Annotated in this window: 1 pseudogene; it reads left to right on the top strand. The window is 68.8% G+C overall.

From position 1 onward, the window contains the following. Positions 1 to 20: 20 nt before the first annotated feature. Positions 21 to 250: pseudogene (locus AMS65_RS00235) on the top strand (Rossman fold protein, TIGR00730 family); the annotation flags it as partial.

Here is a 250-nt window from a genome sequence, read left to right as displayed (position 1 = left end):
AGACCGGCCAGATGGAGCCGATGCCGATCGTGCTGCTCGATCGCGCGGGCGGCACGTATTGGCGCGGGTTCGCGCGCTTCGTGATCGAGGAGCTGGCAGGCGCGGGCCTGATCTCCGTTGATGACCTCGACCGGGTGCTCATCACCGATTCTCCGGCGGCCGCGATCGCCGAGGCCATCGGGTTCTGGAGCAACTACGCTTCGCTGCGCTGGCAGGGCGAGAACCTGGTGCTGAGGTGGGGCGCTGCGCC

The organism is Leucobacter celer subsp. astrifaciens, assembly GCF_001273835.1.
GTDB classification, from domain to species: Bacteria; Actinomycetota; Actinomycetes; order Actinomycetales; family Microbacteriaceae; genus Leucobacter; species Leucobacter celer.
Note: the sequence above shows the minus strand (reverse complement) of the source record. Positions and strands in the feature narration are given on the sequence as shown.